This window comes from Providencia sp. JUb39 (assembly GCF_012272845.1).
GTDB lineage: Bacteria > Pseudomonadota > Gammaproteobacteria > Enterobacterales > Enterobacteriaceae > Providencia > Providencia lanzhouensis.
Genome location: NZ_JAAWXD020000001.1, coordinates 3,795,237 through 3,811,514 on the forward strand (window position 1 = coordinate 3,795,237; position 16,278 = coordinate 3,811,514).

A 16,278-nucleotide genomic window follows, 5' to 3' on the forward strand; every position below is an offset into this window, starting at 1 on the left:
GCGAAAGAACGTAGCCAACACCCCTACAAATTGAAGTATGACAGTTTACGGTTATACCCTAGATAATTCAGTTTGTAGGTAGGCGGCAAGTGATTGAGACCTTGGGAGCATACATAAGTATGTGACCGAGGCGAGAGAGCGCAGCCAACACCCCTACAAATTGAAGTATGACAGTTTACGGTTATACCCTAGATAATTCAGTTTGTAGGTAGGCGGCAAGTGATTGAGACCTTGGGAGCATACATAAGTATGTGACCGAGGCGAGAGAGCGCAGCCAACACCCCTACAAATTGAAGTATGACGGGTACAGACGGGTATATGAAAAAAGGTACATTCTACCAACTCCAACAGCCCTCCCCACAAGCGGAATATGAAGCCCACGAATGGCTCGCTTGTGAACTTGCTGCAGAGGCGTGGCGCAACGGAAAACGCGTTCTAATTGCCTGCGAGGATCAGCTGCAAGCTGAAAAAATGGATGAGGCGCTTTGGCAACGGGATCCTCACCAGTTTGTACCTCACAATTTGGCGGGGGAAGGTCCTCGTTATGGTTCGCCGATCGAAATTTGCTGGCCAAATAAACGCGGCAATACACCTCGCGATATCCTGATTAATTTACAAAGCCAATTCGCAGATTTTGCAACGGCTTTCCATGAAGTGATAGACTTCGTGCCTATCGATGAAACTTTAAAACAGTTGGCGCGTGACCGGTATAAAACTTACCGGAGCGTCGGCTTCAATTTGACCATGGCGACGCCGCCAACTTACTGAACACAAAGATAAAAATGGAAAAGAAACCAGACAACGCAATGATCGAGCCATCCCTCGATAAAACTTATAACCCAGCGGAAATCGAACAGTCCCTGTATACCCACTGGGAAAAAAGCGGTTACTTCCGCCCGAACGGTGATACCTCAAAAGACAGTTTCTGCGTCGTGATCCCACCACCGAACGTTACGGGTAGCCTGCACATGGGTCACGCCTTCCAACAAACCATTATGGATACCATGATCCGTTATCAGCGTATGCAAGGGAAAAACACCCTATGGCAGACGGGTACTGACCACGCGGGTATCGCAACTCAAATGGTGGTTGAGCGTAAAATTGCGGCTGAAGAAGGTAAAAACCGCCATGACTACGGTCGTGATGCGTTCATCGACAAAATCTGGGAATGGAAAGCAGAATCTGGCGGCACTATCTCTCAACAAATGCGCCGTTTAGGCGACTCTGTTGACTGGGATCGCGAACGCTTCACCATGGACGAAGGCTTATCTAAAGCCGTTAAAGAAGCTTTCGTTCGTATGTACAAAGAAAACTTAATCTATCGTGGTAAGCGTCTGGTTAACTGGGATCCGAAACTGCACACCGCAATTTCTGACCTGGAAGTTGAAAACCGCGAAGTTAAAGGTTCTATGTGGCACCTGCGTTATCCGCTGGCTGACGGCGCGAAAACCGCTGAAGGGAAAGACTATTTAGTGGTTGCGACCACACGTCCAGAAACCATGCTGGGTGATACTGGTGTGGCTGTTAACCCTGAAGATCCGCGTTATAAAGATTTAATTGGCAAAGAAATCATTCTGCCAATCGTCAATCGCCGCATTCCAATCGTGGGTGATGAACACGCCGATATGGAAAAAGGCACCGGCTGCGTGAAAATCACCCCAGCTCATGACTTCAACGACTATGAAGTCGGTAAACGTCACCAACTGACCATGATCAACATGATGGACTTAGATGGTAACGTTCGTCATGAAGCGGAAGTGTTCGACACTAACGGCAATCCATGCACCGATTACAGCAGCGAAATTCCAGAAGCCTACCGTGGCATGGAGCGTTTCGCAGCTCGTAAAGCTATCGTCGCTGAATTTGAACAATTAGGTTTACTGGTCGAAGTCAAACCTCACGATTTAACCGTACCTTACGGTGACCGTGGTGGCGTGGTTATCGAGCCAATGCTGACTGACCAATGGTACGTGCGCACCGCGCCTTTAGCGAAAGACGCTATCAAAGCCGTTGAAGATGGTCGTATCCAATTCGTTCCGCGCCAATACGAAAACATGTATTTCTCTTGGATGCGTGATATCCAGGACTGGTGTATTTCTCGTCAATTATGGTGGGGTCACCGTATTCCAGCTTGGTATGACGACAAAGGCAATGTTTACGTGGGTCGTGATGAAGATGAAGTTCGCCGCGAAAACAACTTAGGTGCCGATGTGGCACTGCGTCAAGATGACGACGTATTAGATACATGGTTCTCTTCCGGTCTGTGGACATTCTCAACCTTAGGCTGGCCAGAAAATACCGATGCGCTGAAAACTTTCCATCCAACGGATGTATTAGTCAGCGGTTTCGATATTATTTTCTTCTGGATTGCCCGTATGATCATGATGACCATGCATTTCATCAAAGATGAAAATGGCGAGCCACAAGTTCCATTTAAAACCGTGTATATGACAGGTCTGATCCGCGATGAAGAAGGTCAGAAAATGTCTAAATCCAAAGGGAACGTTATCGACCCACTGGATATGATCGACGGTATTTCATTGGAAGCCTTACTGGAAAAACGTACTGGCAACATGATGCAGCCACAACTGGCTGAGAAAATTGCTAAACGTACTCGTAAAGAGTATCCAGACGGTATTGAAGCACACGGTACTGATGCCCTGCGCTTTACTTTAGCGGCGCTGGCATCAACGGGTCGCGATATCAACTGGGATATGAAACGTCTGTCCGGTTACCGTAACTTCTGTAATAAATTATGGAATGCGAGTCGCTTTGTGCTGATGAATACCGAAGGTCAAGATTGCGGTCAAAACGGCGGCGAAATGAGCTTCTCATTGGCTGATCGCTGGATCATGGCGCAGTTCAACCAAACCGTAAAAGCTTACCGTGAAGCGTTAGATACTCACCGTTACGATATCGCAGCGGGTATTCTGTATGATTTCACATGGAATGAATTCTGTGACTGGTACCTAGAGCTGTCTAAACCTGCGGTTCATAAAGGTAATGAAGCCCAAGTTCGTGCAGCGCGTTTCACCCTGATTGAAGTACTGGAAGGTTTACTGCGTCTGGCTCACCCAATCATTCCATTTATCACCGAAACCATCTGGCAACGCGTGAAAGTGGTGAAAGGTATTGAAGCTGACACCATCATGCTGCAAGCATTCCCAGAGTTCGATGCGGCGAAAGTGGATGAGTTGGCACTGAGCGATTTAGAGTGGATTAAAGAAACCATCGTAGCTGTACGTAATATTCGTGCAGAAATGAACATTGCGCCAGGTAAACCATTAGATGTCATGCTGCGTAGCACCTCTGCGGATGTTGCCCGCCGTGTGACTGAGAACGAAAACTTCCTTCGTTCAATGGCGCGTTTAGCAAGCATTCGCGTGCTGGCTGAAGGCGAAGAAGCCCCAGTTTCTGTGACTAAATTAGTGGCAGGCGCTGAAGTGCTGATCCCAATGGCAGGTCTGGTCGATAAAGACGCTGAGCTGGCTCGTTTAGATAAAGAGCTAGAAAAAGTGGTGAAAGAAATTGATACCATCGAAAGCAAGCTGGCAAACGAAGGCTTTGTGAGCCGTGCTCCTGCTGCCGTGGTTGAGAAAGAGCGTGCGCGTTTAGCGGAAAATATCGAAGCGAAAGCGAAGATTGAAGCGCAAAAAGTGACCATCGCCTCTTTATAATCGTTAAGCTTTAAATCTCTAGCCCTGACTTGTCGCTGATGAGTTAGGGCTTTTTTGTATCCCGGTGTTGAAAAGCTTTATCACATGCTCAATATCATAATTATTGCACCAGTAAATAGTGCAATTAAAAATATAAATAATACAAATAAAAAGAGATATTCTTATGACAACAAGCACAACCTCAACTGTTCAAGTTCGTTTAATTCAACCTCAAGATAACCCAGGGATCGCCGCTGTTATTCGTGAAGTTTCCGCTGAACATGGGCTCACCGCAGATAAAGGTTTCGCCGTTGCGGATCCTATTTTAGATACACTGTATGAAGTGTATAGCAAACCACGCAGCGCATATTGGGTGGTGGAGATGGACGGTAAAGTGGTTGGCGGTGGAGGCATTTCACAAGTCGCTGGTGGTGATGAACATACCGCTGAATTACAAAAAATGTATCTCTCTTCTGTGCTGCGCGGAAAGGGTTTAGCCAAGCAAATCGTTTTAATGTCTTTAGAATTTGCTAAGCAGCAAGGCTATACCCGCTGTTACTTAGAAACCACCAAAGAGCTACAAGCCGCCATTAAGCTGTATGAAAAACTGGGCTTCGATTTTATCGACGAGCCATTAGGCAATACTGGCCATAGCGACTGCGAAATTCGCATGCTAAAAGCGCTATAGCCTCGCTACCCAATAAAAGGATACCGTAGCCAATGATCTCACAGTATGAAGATGCCCTTTATGAAGATCCCAAGCTCGCTCGCTTCTATGATTTAGACAACAGCTTGCAGCGGGCAGACTATGCGGCATATCTTCAGTTAGCCTCCTCTGCGTTTCATATTTTGGATTTAGGCTGCGGTACAGGTACGTTACTCACCGCCATTTCGGAGCAATATCCACATACCACTTTGGTCGGTGTCGATCCTGCTCAAGCGATGTTGGATATTGCTCAACAAAAAACAAGTCGCGTTCGTTGGCTGAACAGTACTGCCGAAAAGCTCAATCTGGACATGAAATTTGATTTGATCATTTTATCCGGTCACGCTTTTCAAGTTTTTTTGACTCAAGAACAACGGATTGCCGCATTGCAAACCATGCAGCGACATCTCACTGCCGATGGCACGATTGTATTTGATAGCCGCAACCCGGCGGTTGAAGAATGGCGAGAGTGGACACCTGAATTATCTCGTGAATCACTCACCACCCAAGAGTTTGGCGAAGTCACTCTTTGGAATGATGTTGCCGAACAAAATGGTATTGTTCGCTATCAAACATTCTACCAACAAGGTGAGAGTGGCTCGATATTCCGCGCTGAATCGGATATTGCCTTTCCGACACTCAGCGACATTACTCAGGCCATTGAATCTTGCGATTTAAAGATTCGTCATCTCTACGGCGACTGGCAGCTCAATGCTTTTCAAGAGAACTCCCCTGAGATGATATTTACGCTTGAGCACACAGACCCTTTATTGGTGAAATCATGATGATGAACTCAATGGTCAATAACGAGCCGTTCGTCATTGAACCTTTGGAGGAAGCAAACATTGATAGTGCTAACACGCTATTTTATGAAGCCTTTTCTTCTAAATTTAAAACCATTAGCGATATGCCAGAAGCCCAGCGTCAGGGGGTGTTATCTCTATTTTGGCAACGCGGTCTGAGTGACCCCTATGATAGGCACTTTCAGGTTAAATTAAATGGCAAGCTAGTCGCCGTTTATGGTATAACTTACGGCGTAAAACGCATTCAAGAACAAGTACCTACCCCCGTGCCATTAATACAGATTCTGCGTAAAGCTGGTTTTTTCCGCTTTATGAAAATTCGACGCATTTTCCAGTTATTTGTACACAAACCAAGAGCAGACACAGCCTATCTTTCTTACTTATGTGTCGATAACAAGTTGCGAGGTATGGGAATTGGTAATCGCGTGTTAGATCACATTGAAACCCAAGCAGCCGCAGATCCCAAGCTCACCCGAATTTCTTTGTATGTATCTGATTTGAATACCAAGGCAAGAGAGCTTTATTTGCGCCGTGGCTATATCGATGAAAAGTATGAAACCTCTCGCACGACATTACGCTATATGGATATTTACGGCTGGCACTATATGGTGAAAGAGTTAGCATCTTGATATAAAAACAAAAAAGCACTGACGATATTCTCAATCAGTGCTTTCTTATCTTTCAATTCAGCGATATTACCCGCTATTGAAATTTGAAAAATCAATTAGTGAACGCGATTTTCGGACTCATCATCCCCTTCGTCGTCACCGTCTTCATCATCATATTCTGCGTCTGGATCTTCAAAATAGGTGCCCCAACCATCGTAGTTCACACCGATTTTTTCTGCTAATTTCATTAACTGCTCAACTTGCGCGTCGATCAATTCTGCATTTAACGCACTTTCGCTGATCACATCGCAACACATCAAGGTTTCACCGGTTTCAATTTCCAGTTCTTCCGCATCAGTCACTTCATAACCCAGTTTGAATGCTTCAACAGCCGCTTTTTCTAACAATTCAAAATTGTCCGCAGAGAAGTGATGCTCAATCGCGTACAGCGCATCAGGATCACTTCCATCTTCCAGTAACTCTTCAATGATCAGGCGAGTTTCTTCGTACTGCGCATCAAATTCAGCTTTATCTACCATCTCCACACCCCTTGTTCCGTGGTATTAGTCTCCGGCTCATTCTCCCATAGGGTCGAGGGTGAAACCATACCTAATAAAATAATTTCTTTTGCATGAGGGGTTGATTTTGAATTTTTATGAATATAAATTGAATATTAATTCAATTATAAAAGGCTGTGATTTATGAACCCCCTACATGGAAAGCATTTTTTAAGACTATTGGATTTTACCTCTAACGATATTCATGCATTATTAAAACTCTCCACTTGGCTAAAATCAGCCAAAAAATCTGGCACTGAGCCACCTTTATTAGCAGGTAAGAATTTTGCGCTGATCTTCGAGAAAGATTCCACACGGACGCGCTGCGCATTTGAAGTGGGTGCTTTCGATCAAGGGGCGAGAGTCACCTATCTTGGACCATCAGGCAGCCAGATTGGGCACAAAGAAACGATGAAAGATACCGCCAGAGTGCTGGGGCGGATGTACGATGGTGTGCAATATCGGGGTTACGCGCAAAGCACCGTCGAAACATTAGCGCAGCATGCGGGAGTGCCTGTCTGGAATGGATTAACTAACGAATTCCATCCCACACAGTTATTAGCCGATTTGCTTACCATTCAAGAATATAAGCCCAATACACCGCTTTCTGACATCAAATTCGCCTACCTCGGGGATGCGCGTAACAATATGGGAAATTCGATGCTAGAAGCCGCCGCCCTCACGGGGATGGAGCTGCGTTTAGTGGCACCAAAAAGCTGTTGGCCAGAGGCTGAATTAATTGAAGAGTGCCAGAAAATCGCCAAAACCACTGGCGGAAAAATTATTCTGACTGAAAACGTGGCTGAAGGCGTTAAAGACGCTGATTTTCTGTATACCGATGTCTGGGTTTCGATGGGAGAACCGAAGGAAGTGTGGGCTCAGCGCATTGCCTTAATGAAACCGTACCAAGTGAATATGGACGTAATCAAACTGACAGGTAACCCAGACGTGAAATTCTTACACTGCCTGCCTGCGTTTCATAATGAAGACACCACATTAGGCGCTCAGCTTGCCAAAGAGTTTAATCTTTATGGCGGGCTGGAAGTGACGGAAGAAGTGTTTGAATCCCCTTACAGTATCGTTTTCGACCAAGCGGAAAACCGCCTACACACTATTAAAGCGGTGATGGTAGCGACAAGTGCGCCTGAATTACCGATAAATATATTCTAAATCTACCGACCAAGTAGACCCCCCTACTTGGTCAGTTTGAATGGAGACTTAAGTCTCGCTACGGTCTTTCACCGTTTGCCAATCTCACGTTGATTTCGTCAATCACACGAGGAAGATCTGCTAACGTATCAATCACATAATGCGCACCAGCCGCATACAGTTTGTCCGCAGCTTGCTGGCGTAATGAGAAAATTTCTTCTTGGCTCATGCATTGATATTCATCCCATGTTTTACCGAATTCATTACCCGAAATAGCGAGCCCAATGCTCCACATTCCCGCATTTCGCCCCTCTTCAATTCCCGGCACCGCATCATCCACCTTCACACAATGGGAGACGGAATTGACCGACAGTTCAATCACATTTTGCAGCGCCATCCACGGCCCCGGACGTCCGCCAGCCGCGAGATCATCACTGGCAATCCAATAATCGGGCTGATAACCCAATTTCGCGGCTGCCGGAACCAACTTTTCCATCACCGCTCTTGGATAACCCGAACAAGAACCTATTTTGATCCTCTGCTCACGCAGCGTTGCAATCGTGCTGACAACTCCGTCGATTGGCGCTGCAAAATCGACAACTTTGGCAATCTGTAACGGCATAAACGTTTGGTAGATAGCATCGATATCTTCGCTGGTCATTGAGCGTCCAAACTTTGCCTGCCACATGGCATCAATTTTTGGTAATTTTCCCAACGCTTCAATATGTTGCCATTTTCCTAACCCCATAGGGATGCGGGCTTGTGCCAGTGTAATATCCATATCAAACGCGACTTTAAATGCTTCGATAAAAATTTGCGTCGGTGCAAAAGAGCCAAAATCCACCGTCGTTCCTGCCCAATCCAAAATAACAGCTTCAATACGGTTCATGATTAATCCTTATTTTTCCAATACATCGCATTCTTAATTGCCACCAACAGCGCATCAATATTGTGCGGGTACACTTCCCCAATATTGCCAATACGGAAACAATCACTCTTTGAGACTTTCCCCGGATAGATCACAAACCCTTGGGCTTTGAGCTGCTGATAAAATTGGTTGAATTGATAATCTTCGGTATCTGGCGAATAAAATGCCGTGATAATCGGCGATTGTTGGCTATCGTCTAATAATGTGCGGAATCCTAACTGGCGCATACCTTCCACCAGTTTGCGCTGATTTTGCTGATAACGCTGGAAACGAGCGCTCACGCCACCTTCTTGGGCTAACTCTTTCAGTGCTTGAGCGAAAGCCAGCACCGTGTGTGTTGGGGAGGTAAAGCGCCATTTCCCATGAAATTGCTCCATACAGCGCCATTGTGCATATAGGTCAAGGGATAAGGAACGCGAGCGTCCTGCACATTTTTCCAGTTCACTGGTTCGAGCTATCACAAACCCAAATCCCGGAACCCCTTGGATACATTTGTTGGCCGAGCTGATCAGAAAATCAATATTCAGTGCCCCCACATCCAGTGGGATCCCCCCGAAACTGCTCATCGCATCCACGATATAGCGTTTTTGATAGCGCTTGGCTAATACCGCCACTTGCTCTATCGGGTTTAAAATACCGGTGGTGGTTTCACAGTGCACCATCGCAATATGGCTGATTTGGCTATCTTGCTGTAGAAACTGCTCAATTACCGCCACATCAGGCTTAGCCACTTCACCGCAATCATAAACATGGTGTGAAATGCCCATTAACTGCGCCATTTCAGCCATTCGCACCCCATAAGCGCCATTGCTGACAATCAAAATTTTATCTTGTGGCGCGAGTACCGAGCCCAGTACCGCTTCCACGGCGTAGCTCCCACTCCCTTGGAGTAACACGCTGGTATACCCCGCTTGGGTTGTCGCTAATTCAACTAGCTGCTGACGAATACGTTGCACTACCCCTAAGTTGTAATCATCGTCCCATGTGCAGCTATCAAACAGCATTGCCTCTTTCACGGTTTGCGACGTGGTCAAAGGTCCCGGTGTTAACAGCAGATATTGATTCATTATCATTTAAATTCACCCTTGGTCTATACCAGATTGGCATTATAATGACGGCAGATGAACAAGAAGGTCAAAGGAAAAGACGCCCTGCAACAAAAAATTCATATTGGCGTGTATAATGAATAAAAAATTTTACGACAAAAAACGGATACATTATCGATGGATGAACAGCCACAGTACCTTCTTATCAAAGCTCAATTACAAGCAAGAATTCAGAGCGGCGCGCTGAAAAGTGGCGATAAACTGCCCTCTGAGCGCGAACTGTGTGCCATCTTCAATACCACCCGCGTCACTATTCGAGAAAGCTTGGCACAACTGGAATCCAGCGGTGCTATTTACCGTTCCGAGCGCCGTGGCTGGTTTGTGACGCCCGAGCGTTTATGGCTCGATCCAACGCAAAATACCAACTTCCATAAGCTGTGTTTAGAGCAAGGCCGTCAACCTAAAACCAAGTTGTTAGAGGGCAAAGTGGTCACTGTGCCCGTCGATGCCATGACGCCACTGCAACTACAGCCTTTCGAACAAATTTACCTACTCACTCGCCTGCGTTATGCGGACGATCGCCCCGTCTGCTACAGCGAAAACCACTGTCTTCCCGCTCGTGTACCGGAGCTATTAAGCCATGACCTGAATGGCAGCCTCACCGAAGTGTATGAGCAGCAATATGATTTGATTTACACCAGCATGCACTTATCGTTTTATCCCACTGCCATGCCACCACAGGCGGCCAGCGCATTAGGGGTTGCAGTCGGGCGCCCAGCCCTGCTATTGCAACGTTTAAACTACGATCAGCACGGGCGAATTCTGGATTATGATGTGGAATATTGGCGTCATGATAGCCTACGCATCGAGGTCGATACCCTCTAACTTTCACTTCAAAAATAAATTTTTGCTTTCTCGGTAGATTTCATTTTTCTGTCACATAAACCCGTTAGCGTAAAAACACTGGTATATACCAGATAACTTTAACGACTAACTGGAGATCTGGAGATGAAACGTAAAATGAAACCTACCCCTCTTGCCGTATTGCTCCTTGCCGCCCTAAGCTCTACCTCGGTTTTTGCCGCCCCTGTCGTCACGGTTTACTCCGCAGATGGTCTTCATGATGGCAATAACAGCTGGTATCAAGCGCAGTTTGATGCTTTTACCCAGCAAACAGGGATTAAAGTGCAGTACGTCGAAGGCGGCTCCGGTGCTATCGTTGAGCGTTTAGCCAAAGAACGCACTAACCCACAAGCGGATGTGCTCGTCACCGTTCCCCCGTTTATCCAACGTGCCGCTAAAACCGAATTACTGGCAAAATTCACACCGGATGCCGCGGTAAGTATTCCTAACTCAACGGAGTACTACACCCCCATCGTGAATAACTACCTGACCTTTATCTATAACGACAAACTGCTCAAAGCTCCACCAGCAACGTGGAATGAACTCCTCGACGCCCGTTTTAAAAATAAACTGCAATATTCCACACCGGGACAAGCGGGAGATGGTACCGCCGTCATGCTGCAAGTGTTCCATAGCTTCGGTGGCAAAGAAGCCGGTTTTGATTATCTCGGTAAATTACAAGCCAACAACGTCGGTCCATCCGCCTCAACAGGGAAATTAACCGCGTTAGTGAACAAAGGCGAGCTGTACGTCGCCAACGGCGATTTGCAAATGAACCTTTCTCAAATGGAACGAAATCCGAACGTGAAAATCTTTTGGCCAGCCGATGAAAAAGGCGAACGCAGCGCGCTGGTTCTGCCTTACGTTGTGGGCTTAGTCAATAACGGCCCTGAAACTGAAAATGGCAAAAAGCTGATTAACTTTCTGTTAGACAAACAAGCCCAAAGCCACGTTAGTGAACTGTCATGGGGAATGCCGGTACGCTCAGATTTGACGCCAAACGATCCGCAATTCCATAAAGCCACTGAAATCCTCAAAGGCGTCAAAACATGGCAACCGAATTGGGACGATGTAGAAGTGTCTCTTTCGAACGATATTACCCGTTGGCACAAAGTGACTGAAAGCGAATAAGTGAGTTATGTTGATGAAAAGAAAGATAGAAACACCAAGCCAGCGCACTGACCATTCAGGTATTGTGCTGGAATCTCTGCGGGTTTCTTACCATAACAATGTGGTACTCAAGCCGTTATCTCTGACCATCGAACCCGGCGAAATACTGGTGTTGATTGGCCCTTCAGGCTCCGGTAAAACCACCGTGTTACGGTCAATTGCAGGCTTTGCACAACCGGATAGTGGACGCATTTTAATGGGTGATACGGACATCACCCACCTTCCCCCGTATCAGCGGGGGCTGGGCATGGTAGTACAAAACTACGCCCTCTTCCCCCATATGAAAGTAGAAGATAATGTTGCTTTTGGCTTACGCGCCCAAAAACAGCCTAAAGCGCTGATCAAAGAGCGCGTGGCAGAGGCATTAAACATTGTCGGTATGAGCGACTATGCCTCCCGCTACCCGCATCAGTTATCCGGTGGACAGCAGCAGCGTGTTGCCATCGCCCGCGCTATAGCTGTTCGCCCACGAGTACTTTTACTCGATGAGCCGCTATCTGCCCTCGATGCGCAAATTCGCCATAATATGGTGGAAGAGATTGCAAGGCTGCACCGCGAATTACCTGAGCTGACCATTTTGTACGTCACCCATGACCAAACTGAAGCGCTCGCCTTAGGGGATAAAATTGGCATCATGAAAGATGGCTATTTGGTGGCTCACGGGGAGAAAAATGACCTATACCATCGCCCACCTAACCGCTTTGCCGCCGAGTTTTTAGGTCGTGCCAATATTCTGTCGGCAACTGCCTTAGGCTTTTCCTCCATACCCGCCCAAGTCAGTGTGAGCTGTGGCGGCACGCTCATTGAAGCGCAAACCCAAGGGATGCAAGCTCAGAGCCACAAATTAATTTGTATTCGCCCGCAGCATATTAGCCTCACCCCACGAACAGATACCTCAAACCAGTTACACGCCACCTTACAGTCTATCCGCTGGCAAGGGGACATTACCCATTTATTGTGTGATGTTGCAGGGGAAAAGGTGACGGTCGCTGTTACCCATTTATCTCCGTTACCACAAGCAGGGGATAAACTCACGCTGTGGTTTTCTCCCTCCGATACTGTGTTGATTGAGGAATAATATGTCGGCTATCAACCTGTCTAAGCCATCATCCATAAACCTAAAGCCGTTTTATTGGGTAGCGCCACCGCTGCTCGTTTTAGCGACGTTATTTTTTTACCCACTGATGCTGATTGGTGAGCAAGCCATTCAAAGCCCCACTGGCGGCGTAAGCTTAGAAACATTCTGGCAAGTGATTGAATCTCGCCGGTTTATTAGCGGGCTATTCAATACACTACAAATTGCCTTTTTTGCCACTCTAGGTTGCTTAGTACTTGGCTCGGTTCTCTCCCTGATTCTGGTGTTTATTCCTTTTCCCGGAAGCCATTTTATTACCCAAGTCATTGATACCTTTATTGCACTCCCGACTTTTTTGATCACTCTCGCGTTTACCTTTATTTATGGTTCGGCGGGGTTACTTAATGGCACATTAATAGCGCTGTTTGATTTTGAATTGCCCCCTGTGGACTTTTTGTACTCGATTAATGGCGTGATTTTGGCGGAGATCACCGTCTTTACTCCGCTTGTGATGCGCCCTCTTATGGCGGCACTGCGCCAAATCGATAAAAGCCAGTTAGAAGCCGCCAGCATTTTAGGGGCGCACCCTGCCCGCGTGATCAGCCAAGTGATTTTTCCGGCGGCACTTCCTGCATTACTCGCAGGTGGCAGCTTATGTTTGCTGCTGACCACCAACGAATTTGGCATCGTGCTGTTTATCGGGGCAAAAGGGGTAAATACCTTGCCGATGATGGTCTACAGCAAAGCGATTCTAGAATCTGATTACAGCGTCGCGTGCATGATAGCGCTAATTAATATTCTGCTGTCTGTGGGGCTATTTAGCCTGTATCGCATGGCAACAACCCGTTTCGGAGTGAAAAAATAACCATGTTAATTTGGTCTAAAACTGGGCGAGCCATTTCAACCGCCATCGCCATCACGCTGTTTTCTTGCTTGTTTTTGCTGCCATTAGTGATGATTTTAATGTCCAGCTTTAGCCGACAATGGAACGGTATTTTACCCTCCGGTTTTACCTTCGAACATTTTGTGAATGCGTTTCAAGGACCTGCATGGGAAGCAATTCTATCCAGCCTGATTATTGGCTTTTGCGCCAGTCTGTTTGCACTGTTTTGCGGTCTGTGGGCAGCCCTAGCCTTACGCCACCATAGCTCCAGAGTACAAAAATATCTGGGTATCGCGTTCTATTTACCGAGTGCCATTCCATCGGTATCGATTGGATTGGGGATCTTAGTGGCATTTAGCCAAGGCTATTTGCAGATGAACGGCACCTTTTGGATAGTTTTTTCCGCCCATTTTGTTCTGATTTCTGCGTTCACTTTCAGCAATGTCTCTACTGGGTTAACCCGCATTTCCGCAGACATTGAGAATGTGGCATTCAGTTTAGGCGCATCCCCATGGTATCGCCTGTGCCATGTCACCCTACCGCTATTGATGCCGTGGATGATTTCCGCTGTCGCCTTGAGCCTGTCTTTGTCCCTCGGAGAGTTGGGCGCCACCATGATGTTGTATCCTCCAGGCTGGGCGACGTTGCCGGTATCAATTTTCAGCCTTACCGACCGCGGAAATATTGCCGACGGCTCCGCACTGACCATCGTTCTAGTCGCGATCACACTGCTGTTGATGATGAAATTGGAGAGAGTGGCAAAGAGATTGGGGCAGAGGTAAGTAGCGAAAAGATAATATAAAAACAAAGCCCTAAATGGGCTTTATAAACGTAATGGCTATATCCAATAAATTAAACACTAATTTAATAATTATGGCTGCAACCAATCTTCTAGTTTCAATCCCAAAACTCGAGAAAACTCTCGGGTATTGTTAGTTACCAATATAGAGTTAGTTGCTAATGCATGACCGGCTATTGCAGTGTCATTATTTCCAATAGGCGTTCCTGCTTCGGTTAATGCTTTCTTAATTGCAGTTGTTGCATCAATCGCATCTTTATCCCAAGCGAGAATCCCATCAAGACGCTCACAAAATGCGTCGACTAAAAAATTATGCTTAGGCGAGGCTTTCTTACCTATCGCACCAAAGCGCATTTCTGAGTAAGTAATCGCAGAAATAACAATAGAATGTCGATGTATAACACAATCTTGCAGTTTCTGTAGTAGATACATGGGTTGCTCTCTCATAATGAAAGAGCAAATATTGGTATCAAGCATGTAGAGTTTTGTCACAAAACTATCCTTCCATCTTCAATCACGTCTTCACGTTCAAGTAAGAAATCTTTGTCTGCTTTATCTTCATCTCTTAGTGATAGCCAATTAGGTTTAACTGGACGAAGAATAATACGATTCCCTTCACGACTAATCTCTAATTCATTTACACCTTCAAAATCAATATCTTTAGGTAAACGAACTGCGCGATTATTACCATTTTTAAATACAGCAACAATTTTAGTTACCATAATTCCTCCTTAAATGCCGAAAGAATAAACATATGTTGAGTATATGCCCACTCATACATATGTCAACATATGCTAAAAACAAAAAATTTCATTTTTCTGTTAGCAAACGCTTGCGTCATTGTGCCACACGCGTATAATGCGCCACAATTTGCCGGGAGAAACCATGAACGCTGCTACTCTATTTTTGAAAGAGAACACCGACACCGCACTGCCATCACGCGGTCAGGACAGCCTGTTTTTCCCCGCCGTATTGATAAAAAAGCCCCTCATTGAGGGGCTTTTTTTTGGCCTACTAGATAGCAAGTCTTGCTGATACAGGAGAATCACGATGCCGAATCCGTTATATCACCGCGACATAATCTCAATTAACGATTTAGATAAAACCGACCTTGAATTAGTCCTTAAAGTGGCAGCCTCATTAAAGCAGCAACCTCAACCTGAGTTTCTGAAGCATAAAGTTATCGCTAGCTGTTTCTTCGAAGCATCGACGCGTACCCGTCTGTCATTCGAAACCGCCATTCATCGTTTAGGGGCATCTGTCGTCGGCTTCTCCGATAGCGCCAATACCTCATTAGGTAAGAAAGGCGAAACTCTCGCAGACACTATTTCTGTTATCAGCCAGTATGTTGATGCGATTGTGATGCGCCACCCACAAGAAGGTGCCGCGCGTTTAGCCAGCCAGTTCTCAGGCACTGTTCCGATTATCAACGCAGGGGATGGCTCTAACCAGCACCCTACCCAAACCCTGTTAGACCTGTTTACTATCCAAGAAACTCAAGGCCGCTTAGAGAACCTGAAAATCGCGATGGTCGGTGACCTGAAATATGGCAGAACGGTGCATTCACTGACTCAAGCGCTATCGAAGTTTGAAGGTAATCACTTCTACTTTATTTCCCCTGAAGTGTTGTCGATGCCAGCTCATATCCTAAATATTCTGGATGAAAAAGGGGCGACTTACAGCCTGCATAACAATGTCGATGAAGTAATCCCTGAAGTGGATATTCTGTATATGACTCGCGTCCAAAAAGAGCGTTTAGACCCATCAGAATATGCCAACGTTAAAGCACAATTTATTTTACGCGCCCAAGACCTACACAGTGCCAAAGATAATTTAAAAGTGCTGCACCCGCTTCCGCGTATCGATGAAATTACCGTGGATGTCGATAGCACCCCTTACGCTTATTACTTCCAGCAAGCAGGGAATGGGATCTACGCGCGCCAAGCGCTACTGTCTCTGGTATTAAATAAAGAACTGGCAATCTGAGGAGAAGAC

18 protein-coding genes are annotated in these 16,278 nt (G+C 46.2%); 13 read left to right on the plus strand and 5 right to left on the minus strand.

The genetic code is table 11. From position 1 onward, the window contains the following. Positions 1–318 precede the first annotated feature (318 nt). The 5 genes from HFU86_RS17550 to HFU86_RS17570 all read left to right on the plus strand — a co-directional run bounded on the left by HFU86_RS17550 (position 319) and on the right by HFU86_RS17570 (position 5,794). Positions 319–768 carry a DNA polymerase III subunit chi gene (locus HFU86_RS17550; RefSeq protein WP_132496390.1) on the plus strand — a complete coding sequence of 150 codons (450 nt, stop codon included), beginning with the start codon at positions 319–321 and terminating at the stop codon, positions 766–768. Positions 769–806: 38 nt separating this feature from the next. Continuing rightward, a complete protein-coding gene (locus HFU86_RS17555; protein WP_187129888.1) occupies positions 807–3,677 on the plus strand; it encodes a valine--tRNA ligase in 2,871 nt (956 codons plus the stop codon). Between the two features lie 163 nt (positions 3,678–3,840). Beyond that, positions 3,841–4,344, plus strand: a complete 504-nt coding sequence (locus HFU86_RS17560) for a GNAT family N-acetyltransferase (protein ID WP_132496388.1) — start codon at positions 3,841–3,843, stop codon at positions 4,342–4,344. Between the two features lie 32 nt (positions 4,345–4,376). Beyond that, the gene (locus HFU86_RS17565; RefSeq protein WP_132496387.1) at positions 4,377–5,147 is read left to right on the plus strand and encodes a class I SAM-dependent methyltransferase; all 771 of its coding nucleotides are present in this window, start codon (positions 4,377–4,379) and stop codon (positions 5,145–5,147) included. Then, on the plus strand, positions 5,144–5,794 hold the full coding sequence (locus HFU86_RS17570) for a GNAT family N-acetyltransferase (RefSeq protein ID WP_187129755.1): 651 nt from the start codon (positions 5,144–5,146) through the stop codon (positions 5,792–5,794). The genes HFU86_RS17565 and HFU86_RS17570 overlap by 4 nt, the downstream gene beginning before the upstream one ends. A gap of 95 nt (positions 5,795–5,889) precedes the next feature. Here HFU86_RS17570 and rraB read toward each other — a convergent pair whose 3' ends face one another. After that, the gene (rraB, locus tag HFU86_RS17575) at positions 5,890–6,312 is read right to left on the minus strand and encodes a ribonuclease E inhibitor RraB (RefSeq protein WP_036949139.1); all 423 of its coding nucleotides are present in this window, start codon (positions 6,310–6,312) and stop codon (positions 5,890–5,892) included. 162 nt (positions 6,313–6,474) lie between these two features. Here rraB and argF point away from each other — a divergent pair, with 162 nt between their 5' ends. Further along, complete coding sequence (gene argF, locus HFU86_RS17580) at positions 6,475–7,500, plus strand: ornithine carbamoyltransferase (RefSeq protein ID WP_187129756.1); 1,026 nt, start codon at positions 6,475–6,477, stop codon at positions 7,498–7,500. A gap of 58 nt (positions 7,501–7,558) precedes the next feature. On the opposite strand, the gene phnX is transcribed toward argF, so the two are convergent. Together phnX and phnW are read right to left on the minus strand one after the other, a co-directional pair. Then, the gene (gene phnX, locus HFU86_RS17585; protein ID WP_132496383.1) at positions 7,559–8,368 is read right to left on the minus strand and encodes a phosphonoacetaldehyde hydrolase; all 810 of its coding nucleotides are present in this window, start codon (positions 8,366–8,368) and stop codon (positions 7,559–7,561) included. A 2-nt stretch (positions 8,369–8,370) separates the two neighbouring features. Continuing rightward, a complete protein-coding gene (phnW, locus tag HFU86_RS17590; RefSeq protein WP_187129757.1) occupies positions 8,371–9,480 on the minus strand; it encodes a 2-aminoethylphosphonate--pyruvate transaminase in 1,110 nt (369 codons plus the stop codon). Positions 9,481–9,630: 150 nt separating this feature from the next. On the opposite strand from phnW, the gene phnR reads away from it, so the two are divergent. The 5 genes from phnR to phnV all read left to right on the plus strand — a co-directional run bounded on the left by phnR (position 9,631) and on the right by phnV (position 14,266). Then, entirely contained in the window at positions 9,631–10,338 is a 708-nt protein-coding gene (gene phnR, locus HFU86_RS17595; RefSeq protein ID WP_108478840.1) for a phosphonate utilization transcriptional regulator PhnR, read from the plus strand. Between the two features lie 135 nt (positions 10,339–10,473). Then, positions 10,474–11,487, plus strand: coding sequence for a 2-aminoethylphosphonate ABC transporter substrate-binding protein (gene phnS / locus HFU86_RS17600; protein ID WP_187129889.1), 1,014 nt, complete (start codon positions 10,474–10,476; stop codon positions 11,485–11,487). Positions 11,488–11,494: 7 nt separating this feature from the next. Next, positions 11,495–12,604, plus strand: coding sequence for a 2-aminoethylphosphonate ABC transport system ATP-binding subunit PhnT (phnT, locus tag HFU86_RS17605; RefSeq protein WP_187129758.1), 1,110 nt, complete (start codon positions 11,495–11,497; stop codon positions 12,602–12,604). A 1-nt stretch (position 12,605) separates the two neighbouring features. Next, a complete protein-coding gene (phnU, locus tag HFU86_RS17610; protein ID WP_187129759.1) occupies positions 12,606–13,466 on the plus strand; it encodes a 2-aminoethylphosphonate ABC transporter permease subunit in 861 nt (286 codons plus the stop codon). A 2-nt stretch (positions 13,467–13,468) separates the two neighbouring features. Beyond that, entirely contained in the window at positions 13,469–14,266 is a 798-nt protein-coding gene (gene phnV, locus HFU86_RS17615; RefSeq protein WP_187129760.1) for a 2-aminoethylphosphonate ABC transport system, membrane component PhnV, read from the plus strand. A gap of 89 nt (positions 14,267–14,355) precedes the next feature. On the opposite strand, the gene HFU86_RS17620 is transcribed toward phnV, so the two are convergent. Together HFU86_RS17620 and vapB are read right to left on the minus strand one after the other, a co-directional pair. Continuing rightward, entirely contained in the window at positions 14,356–14,775 is a 420-nt protein-coding gene (locus HFU86_RS17620; RefSeq protein WP_187129761.1) for a PIN domain-containing protein, read from the minus strand. Then, a complete protein-coding gene (gene vapB / locus HFU86_RS17625; RefSeq protein ID WP_036949116.1) occupies positions 14,772–15,005 on the minus strand; it encodes a type II toxin-antitoxin system VapB family antitoxin in 234 nt (77 codons plus the stop codon). Before vapB ends, HFU86_RS17620 begins: the two co-directional genes overlap by 4 nt. Before the next feature lie 163 nt (positions 15,006–15,168). Between vapB and HFU86_RS20230 the strand changes: the two genes are divergently transcribed. Both HFU86_RS20230 and pyrB read left to right on the plus strand, forming a co-directional pair. After that, positions 15,169–15,318: a hypothetical protein gene (locus tag HFU86_RS20230; RefSeq protein WP_187129894.1), complete on the plus strand. Its 150-nt coding sequence runs from the start codon at positions 15,169–15,171 to the stop codon at positions 15,316–15,318. 15 nt (positions 15,319–15,333) lie between these two features. After that, on the plus strand, positions 15,334–16,269 hold the full coding sequence (pyrB, locus tag HFU86_RS17635) for an aspartate carbamoyltransferase (RefSeq protein WP_108478836.1): 936 nt from the start codon (positions 15,334–15,336) through the stop codon (positions 16,267–16,269). The last annotated feature ends 9 nt before the right edge of the window (positions 16,270–16,278 follow it).

What these genes read in the sequence shown, in the direction of transcription:
- phnX (WP_132496383.1), bottom strand. Translation starts at nt 8,368, where the DNA reads ATGAACCGTATTGAAGCTGTTATTTTGGATTGGGCAGGAACGACGGTG.
- vapB (WP_036949116.1), bottom strand. Translation starts at nt 15,005, where the DNA reads ATGGTAACTAAAATTGTTGCTGTATTTAAAAATGGTAATAATCGCGCA.
- HFU86_RS17550 (WP_132496390.1), top strand. Translation starts at nt 319, where the DNA reads ATGAAAAAAGGTACATTCTACCAACTCCAACAGCCCTCCCCACAAGCG.
- HFU86_RS17560 (WP_132496388.1), top strand. Translation starts at nt 3,841, where the DNA reads ATGACAACAAGCACAACCTCAACTGTTCAAGTTCGTTTAATTCAACCT.
- phnW (WP_187129757.1), bottom strand. Translation starts at nt 9,480, where the DNA reads ATGATAATGAATCAATATCTGCTGTTAACACCGGGACCTTTGACCACG.
- argF (WP_187129756.1), top strand. Translation starts at nt 6,475, where the DNA reads ATGAACCCCCTACATGGAAAGCATTTTTTAAGACTATTGGATTTTACC.
- rraB (WP_036949139.1), bottom strand. Translation starts at nt 6,312, where the DNA reads ATGGTAGATAAAGCTGAATTTGATGCGCAGTACGAAGAAACTCGCCTG.
- phnR (WP_108478840.1), top strand. Translation starts at nt 9,631, where the DNA reads ATGGATGAACAGCCACAGTACCTTCTTATCAAAGCTCAATTACAAGCA.
- phnU (WP_187129759.1), top strand. Translation starts at nt 12,606, where the DNA reads ATGTCGGCTATCAACCTGTCTAAGCCATCATCCATAAACCTAAAGCCG.
- phnT (WP_187129758.1), top strand. Translation starts at nt 11,495, where the DNA reads ATGTTGATGAAAAGAAAGATAGAAACACCAAGCCAGCGCACTGACCAT.
- phnV (WP_187129760.1), top strand. Translation starts at nt 13,469, where the DNA reads ATGTTAATTTGGTCTAAAACTGGGCGAGCCATTTCAACCGCCATCGCC.
- phnS (WP_187129889.1), top strand. Translation starts at nt 10,474, where the DNA reads ATGAAACCTACCCCTCTTGCCGTATTGCTCCTTGCCGCCCTAAGCTCT.
- pyrB (WP_108478836.1), top strand. Translation starts at nt 15,334, where the DNA reads ATGCCGAATCCGTTATATCACCGCGACATAATCTCAATTAACGATTTA.
- HFU86_RS17555 (WP_187129888.1), top strand. Translation starts at nt 807, where the DNA reads ATGATCGAGCCATCCCTCGATAAAACTTATAACCCAGCGGAAATCGAA.
- HFU86_RS20230 (WP_187129894.1), top strand. Translation starts at nt 15,169, where the DNA reads ATGAACGCTGCTACTCTATTTTTGAAAGAGAACACCGACACCGCACTG.
- HFU86_RS17570 (WP_187129755.1), top strand. Translation starts at nt 5,144, where the DNA reads ATGATGATGAACTCAATGGTCAATAACGAGCCGTTCGTCATTGAACCT.
- HFU86_RS17565 (WP_132496387.1), top strand. Translation starts at nt 4,377, where the DNA reads ATGATCTCACAGTATGAAGATGCCCTTTATGAAGATCCCAAGCTCGCT.